Here is a 6742-nt window from a genome sequence, read left to right as displayed (position 1 = left end):
CAGGTGCTCTAAACCAGCTGAGCTATAGGCCCCAATAGGTGCATACTCTGACGTCTCGTGCTCGGCGCTCCGATGTGGGCCCAATAGGATTCGAACCTATGACCCCCTGCTTGTAAGGCAGGTGCTCTAAACCAGCTGAGCTATAGGCCCGAAGTGGAGGTTAGAGGCAAAAAACGTCCTTTTTGCTCGGCAAAGGTAGGAAAACTTATCTAATCCCCCAAAACTCAGAGGCGATATCTTCCTTCATGACCTTCTGTCCCGAAGGATGCTAGTCCGATCTGCCACTGCTCCAGGCAAGGCTCAGCTTGTGCACGAGCCCGATATACTCTAGGGGAAACATACCTATACCGAGAGAAGAATGTACTACCACGATGGTCACACAAGATATACTTACTCGCATCTTGAAGGGGAGCATCATCAGAGCTTTTCAGAACAAGGGAGGAGCAAGAACCTCGTATGCATTTTGCGTTCCCCTAACTTTACTAACTTTACAAGTGATACCCAATCAATAAGTACAGGCTATCCCATGGACGAAATTTCAAAACTCACATCAGCACTCGCCGGGGGGACTCTACCAGAAGGCTACAATCCCAAGGCGATCGAGAAGCTAAGGAAGCGCTTCCAGAAGCTCTCCGAGGCTCGCATCATTAGGAATTATCCCATCCGTCGCTTCCTTTATAGCGAGAACTTCTACAGCGTCTATGCCTTCCCTATCGAAGGCACGGAAATAGCTCAAGAAACTCTAGAGCAGATCAAGGCCAGTGTCGCCACTCTTGATTATGGATCTATGCGCTACGACTCAATGATGGGTGCGGGTCCGGACTACTGGACTCTGGAGCCAGAGACGGGAAAGCACACCAAAGTATATGCCAAGAAACCCACGAATATCTCGATGATCAGTGATGCCTTCGATGGGGTCGTCATCTATACATTGCCCGAATATGGGATCCCTTACAGAAAGGCCGCACTGCGCCACGATATACCCTATGTGCTCTTAGGTAAGAAAGCTGAGCCCGATCAGTTTGAACTGCACACCATCAAGCAAAGCGACCTCGGACTTCCCGCTTCAGAAATCATATATGAGAACTATACCGCAGGGCCAGAAGACAGCGCACGCTATCAGCTCATAGCCAAGATCATTGCGGCAGTCGTGGTGATCGGCTACCTCATCTATCGGTACCTACTCTCATGATCCTACCCGATCCGTAGACCGACTCTAAGCGAGTCCAAAGTGCAGGTACGATCATCTGACGATAGTGGTATCGTCAGATGGTCGTACCTGTTTTGATTTTGCTTCATAAATCGACCTTCGGCGGGGAACTCAGAAAAGGATACTAAAGGGTCTTACTATAGATTGCTTCACCAACCTACGGCGAGTCGTCCCTGCGCCCCATGATACATCCCTCCAGCGACCTACCATAGCCCCTCAGTCCATCTCCCGTAAGTCCCGACCTAATCTAATGCCTTTCCGCCCTTATTCTTCTGTAATCGCCCCTCGATTGCATTGTAATTCCGCCTACTATCCATCGTAAAGCCACAGCCGATCTCCTAGCCGTTCCCCCGTGCGTCTCCACAGCATCCCAAGAGCTAGCAGAAGATTAGTACTCATTCTAATCGCCCTATCTCCCTTCCCATAAAAGATACACGCTTCACTTCCACAGGAGATCCCCCTCGGGATAAGCTTTTACCCTAGCACAGCCTTCAGTCTAGCTATATTCTCCTCGGGGAGAGACTCATAAGGATGAATAGAGAGGTTAGTGCTATGTTCCCGGGAAAAGGGGAGCAACTACCTGAAAGGGCAGAGCGAAGTAGCCGTAAAGGCAAGGCGAAGTAACTGCAAAGGCCTAGCTGAGTGGCTATAATGAGAGGGGGAAGGAGCCGTAGAGGCGGAGGGCATTTCAGCTGGGAGCGGGGCGGACTATGGGAAGGGAAGGGGGTGACGCCAGGGAGGGAGTGAGGAGCGGACGGATACCTAGCCCTCGGTATATTGGTCGGGGCGAGGGTGAGGGCTTGTATTTCTTCGCCTTTCTTCGTACGTTTGCGTAGACACCGAGCCGACGGATGACGGCACTGATCAGCCACTTAAGCCCGACGTCACAGCTCATACGCACCCACAAACAGCAAGCAAACAACGAACCTATCGAAGCAACGAAAAACCAGGATAAGTAGACCCTACCCTTGATTAGAGAAGTTTATCTATATTTGTGGTAGTACTTCACTGCTCAGCTATTAACCATCCCATAAGAAATGCTACAGGAATTCACCCTCAACCGTGGTCGAGCGATCATCAACTTCACCTCTAAGTACTGCGACAATCGTCGTAAGATCCTCACCAGCTACGCCTATGGGCGTGTCGTCGAGTCGTTCATCGCCTCGCTCCGTAGAGACAATCCCGTCATCTATGACGCCTTCATCGAGGGCTTCCGCGATGAAGACGAGCTCATCCGTGACTTCATGGAGGTCATCCGTCTACTGAGTGTCTGCGACGTCGACGAGATACTCGAGGTCAACAATAAGTATGCGCCCTTCTTCAAGGACCGTGATCTCTTCCTCGAAGTCGTAGAACTCCTCTACCACTACTGGCGTCGCATGGAGCGCATCGCCGTCGTCCACAACCAGCGTCAAGGTGACGGGGTGCAGAATGTACGCTTCGTCCAGGCCTACGAGCTATTCAATGAGCTCATCCTCTCCATCTACCGCCGCACGAAGGAAGTCGTAAACGGCTTCGCTAGTAAAGTCTACCGCCAGACGACTGCTGGGGCAAATGCAGGGCTCATCCTGATGGATGCCCCCTGGAACTATCCGATGGAGTACAAGGGACTATCCGCTATCCCCTTCATCAACTCCATCGTCATCAACCCGCCCTACGTGACGTACACGAAGAAGAATACCCGTGATGGGATCTTCCGTGAGCATACGATCAACCCCGTGGCCAATATGATCCTCAACGAGGATGAATGGTTCCTCTACCCCGCTAAGGTAGGAGACCTGCTGGCCTTCGTATACTTCCACAAGGACTTCATGTGCCACGGGCTCGGACTGGCCAATCTCTTCGAGCTCGCTAAGGAAGATGAGTACGTCGGCAAGAAGCCCGATATGATCTACATCTTCGGTTATCCCGACGGGCATGAAGAGAAGCGCACCTTCTACTACAAGGACAAGAAGAACGACATCCTCATCGGCTACGCCAACTACTGCGATGAGATCGACTACTTCGGCTATATGAAGAAGATGCTCCTCACGCTGCACAACCTCAAGCAGATGAGCCGTGGCAACCTCCCCATCCATGGTGCTATGGTCAACATCATCCTGAAGAACGGCCGTGAAGCTAATATCATCATCATGGGCGATAGTGGTGCTGGGAAGAGCGAAAGCCTAGAAGCCTTCCGCACACTCGATGAGAAGTACATCCGACATATGCGTGTCATCTTCGACGATATGGGCTTCCTACGCCTCGGCGAAGATGGTATCGTGCGTGCCTATGGTACAGAGATCGGCGCCTTCGTCCGTACAGACGACCTCGATCCTACCTATGCCTTCAGCCAACTTGACCGAGGGATCTACACCAATCCCGACAAGGTCAACGCCCGAGTCACGATACCTATCTCGACGTATGAACTGATCTCTAAGGGCTTCCCCGTAGACTACTTCCTCTATGCCAATAACTACGAGGATGCAGCTAAGAAGATCAGCCTCTTCGATGATATGGAAGAGGCGATCAAGATCTTCGAAGCCGGCGCTCGTCGTGCGAAGGGGACGACGACGGAGCAGGGACTTGTCACCTCGTACTTCGCTAATCCCTTCGGTCCTGTGCAGGAGCAGGAGCTGGCTGGTCAGCTGATCCGTCAGTTCTTCACGGCACTCTTCGACAGCCAGGTCAAGGTCGGGGAGATGCATACCGGCCTAGCTGTCGAGGGACTGACCAAGACGGGCCCCCGAGCTGCAGCCGAAGAACTCTTCAGCATGATCAACGAAGACTAGACTTCTGCGGGAATGTCGGGGCTCGGTGCTTGTGATCCGCCCCCACCCCACAGCTTAGTCGACCGATACAGAGACGCCCCCCAGTGTAGGATCTCCTACACTGGGGGGCGTCCTTATTATTTGTACGGCTGTAGTCAGGCGGGGAGGACTATCGGAGTCGGCTTATCCCGAAGGGCAGAGCTCAGGAGAAAGAGGAGGGCAAGTAGCGCATAGTAGCCGACGAGCATCGGTAATGAGAGGGGGAGATGCACCTGAAGGAGGGGGAGACCTTCAGCCCAAGCGACCCCTTCGTACAGGAGCGACGCCCCTTGATCCATCAGCCCCAGGATCGGCATCGGTGGCACACAGCCCAGCGACAGCACGAGCATCAGGAGTAGCCCCACAGGGATGAGGAGCGTCGCCAGCGGAAGCACCAGAAGGGTCGTCCATAGATAGGCGAGCGAACTCGCACCGAAGAGGTAGAGGCTCAGCGGGAAGAGGAGGGGCTGTACTGCGAGGCTGAGAGCAAGACAACCCCACAGGTAGCGCATGAGTGGGTGCTGGAGCTTCCCCAGCATCCCCCAGATGGGGCGGTAGAAAAGGCGAATACTCACCAGCGCTAAGTACGTCAGGAGGAAGCTGGCACTGAAGAGACTCAGCGGACTACAGGCGAGCTGGAGCAAGGCGGGTAGTGCAAGCACTTCGGTGAAGCTGGTGGGACGGCGAAGGATACGACCACCGGCATAGAGCGTCAGCATCCCCGAGGCACGGAGCGTCGGCACACTACAGCCCGAGATCAGGGTGAAGGTCCAGGCTACGACGAGGAGTAGCGACCAGCGTAAGCGCTCTCGCCTTCGGAGCTTCGGGAGAGCTCCGAGGAGCAAGGCCACAGCTCCGACGACGACAGCGAGATGGAAGCCACTGACCGCTAGCAGATGGGCTACACCACCACGAGCGAATGACTGACGGAGTGCCCGCCCCTCAGCATCGTGCGACACAAGACCAAGCGTCATCCCAAGGAGTAAGCGCTTCGTCTCCGGCCGAAGTGAGGTAGCCGAGAGACGCTCGGCAAGCCGGTCTCTCAGCCGAAGAGCCAGCAGTCGAGGGCTAGTGACAAGGAGCGTCATAGAAGAAGCGGGTCGAACGTACAGCCCTTCGCCCACACCCCTACCCACAGCGCCGAGGCTAAGTAGGTAGCGCCCGTAGTTCGATCGCCTATGAAGGAGGTCACGGGTATAGCTCACCCGCTGAGGACGGAAGGCAAGTGTATCCCCGACTTGTAGGGGATTCTCCCCGCCCTTCGGCACAGAGCGGAGCGAAAGCAGGAGCAGGGATGAAGCTCCCGAAGGAGAAAGCAAGCGAAGACGCAACTGATACGCTCCCTGCTGACGAGGGTTGGACGTAGCGCCTCCTTGTTCCTCACCCCGAGGCGAGTCGAAGGGAGCACCTTTCTCAGCGCCATGCACCTCCCTATTGGTAGCACTATCGACTTCCCCAATCCTTCTACCGACAGCCTTTGTCCTACCACCGACGGACTCAGTCCCTGTACCTCCTTCTCCGACAGGCTCTGGGCTAGCTTCCTGAGCTTCGATGATCGCCGTGAGCTTTCCCCCAAGGGGTAAGAGCCCTCCCGTACTTCGCTCCATCGTATGCACATAGTAGAGACGGGCCGATAGGATAAGGAGCAGGTAGAGACCTAGGCGCAAGCCCCGGCTTAGCTGACGCTGAGCACCCCACACACCGCTGAGCGCCCTTCCCCCACGGAGACTCGCCAGCGCACCTAGGGAAAAAGCACATCCCCCACCGATAGCTAAGCCGAAGCTTAGCCAGCGATGGGGGATGAGTTCGTAGGAGAGGTAGCCCGTGATGACGAGGGCAAGGAGGCGGAAGATAGGGCTAGCGAGCCAATGATCTTCGATCACTCTTAGCCGTCCTCGCTCGTAGCTTGCTCGGACTTTAGAGGCGAGTGAGTTCCTTAAGACTATGGATGGCTGCCTTGGGATCTTCATGAGAGAAGACGTAGCTCCCAGCCACGAGGACGTCAGCACCTGCAGCGACGAGGTCAGCACCAGTCTTAGCGTTGACACCGCCATCGACTTCGATGAGCGTACTGAGGCCACGCTCGTCGATCATCTGCCGTAGGCGACGCACCTTGTCTATGGTGCGGGGGATGAACTTCTGACCACCGAAGCCAGGGTTGACACTCATCAGTAGCACCATATCCAGCTCATCGAGGACGTCGGTGAGCAGCTCTACGGGCGTATGTGGATTGAGTGTCACAGCTGCCTTCATGCCAGCGTCCTTGATCGCACCGATAGAGCGGTGCAGGTGTGGGCTGACTTCGTAGTGGACATTCATCGTGTCCACCCCGAGGGTAGCGAGCTCACGGACGAACTTCATCGGCTCCACGATCATGAGGTGGACATCCAGAGGCTTCTTGATCAGAGGACGAATGGCCTCAAGGATAGGGAACCCAAAGGAGATATTGGGTACGAAGACCCCGTCCATCACATCAATATGTAGCCAATCGGCTTCGCTCTCATTGATGAGGCGTACGTCATCCTCCAGGCGCAGGAAGTTAGCCGAGAGGAGGGAAGGCGATATGATCGCCTGTCGCTTACTCATTGGGATAGGGAATGAGGGGGTGAGGGGACTAGACGAGCGCAGCTAGTATGCGGAGCTGTCTCAGCGTCTCTTGATGCCGAGGCTGGGTGCGCTCGAAGGCGGTACGGGCAATAAGATCAAGTTTTTCTTTGTCTGTACGGGAGTAGGGTTGGGTCAT

Annotated in this window: 5 protein-coding genes and 1 tRNA gene; 2 read left to right on the top strand and 4 right to left on the bottom strand. The window is 55.1% G+C overall.

Translation table 11 applies throughout. From position 1 onward, the window contains the following. Positions 1 to 75: 75 nt before the first annotated feature. A tRNA-Val gene (locus tag HMPREF1556_RS07010) sits at positions 76 to 150 on the bottom strand. 376 nt (positions 151 to 526) lie between these two features. Between HMPREF1556_RS07010 and HMPREF1556_RS07005 the strand changes: the two genes are divergently transcribed. Both HMPREF1556_RS07005 and HMPREF1556_RS07000 read left to right on the top strand, forming a co-directional pair. Further along, positions 527 to 1192, top strand: coding sequence for a hypothetical protein (locus HMPREF1556_RS07005; RefSeq protein WP_021667708.1), 666 nt, complete (start codon positions 527 to 529; stop codon positions 1190 to 1192). A gap of 1055 nt (positions 1193 to 2247) precedes the next feature. Then, positions 2248 to 3981, top strand: coding sequence for a hypothetical protein (locus tag HMPREF1556_RS07000; protein WP_021667707.1), 1734 nt, complete (start codon positions 2248 to 2250; stop codon positions 3979 to 3981). A 134-nt stretch (positions 3982 to 4115) separates the two neighbouring features. Here the strand turns inward: HMPREF1556_RS07000 and HMPREF1556_RS06995 are convergent, their stop codons facing one another. Genes HMPREF1556_RS06995 through HMPREF1556_RS08920 form a run of 3 tightly spaced genes read right to left on the bottom strand, consistent with a single transcriptional unit; the run spans position 4116 to position 6742 of the window. Further along, entirely contained in the window at positions 4116 to 5882 is a 1767-nt protein-coding gene (locus tag HMPREF1556_RS06995; protein ID WP_021667706.1) for a ComEC/Rec2 family competence protein, read from the bottom strand. Positions 5883 to 5916: 34 nt separating this feature from the next. Continuing rightward, positions 5917 to 6585 (bottom strand): ribulose-phosphate 3-epimerase, encoded by a 669-nt coding sequence (gene rpe, locus HMPREF1556_RS06990; protein WP_021667705.1) that lies wholly within the window; start codon positions 6583 to 6585, stop codon positions 5917 to 5919. A gap of 28 nt (positions 6586 to 6613) precedes the next feature. After that, the gene (locus HMPREF1556_RS08920) at positions 6614 to 6742 is read right to left on the bottom strand and encodes a hypothetical protein (RefSeq protein ID WP_021667704.1); all 129 of its coding nucleotides are present in this window, start codon (positions 6740 to 6742) and stop codon (positions 6614 to 6616) included.

The organism is Porphyromonas sp. oral taxon 278 str. W7784, from assembly GCF_000467855.2.
In the GTDB taxonomy this organism is placed as follows: domain Bacteria; phylum Bacteroidota; class Bacteroidia; order Bacteroidales; family Porphyromonadaceae; genus Porphyromonas.
Note: the sequence above shows the minus strand (reverse complement) of the source record. Positions and strands in the feature narration are given on the sequence as shown.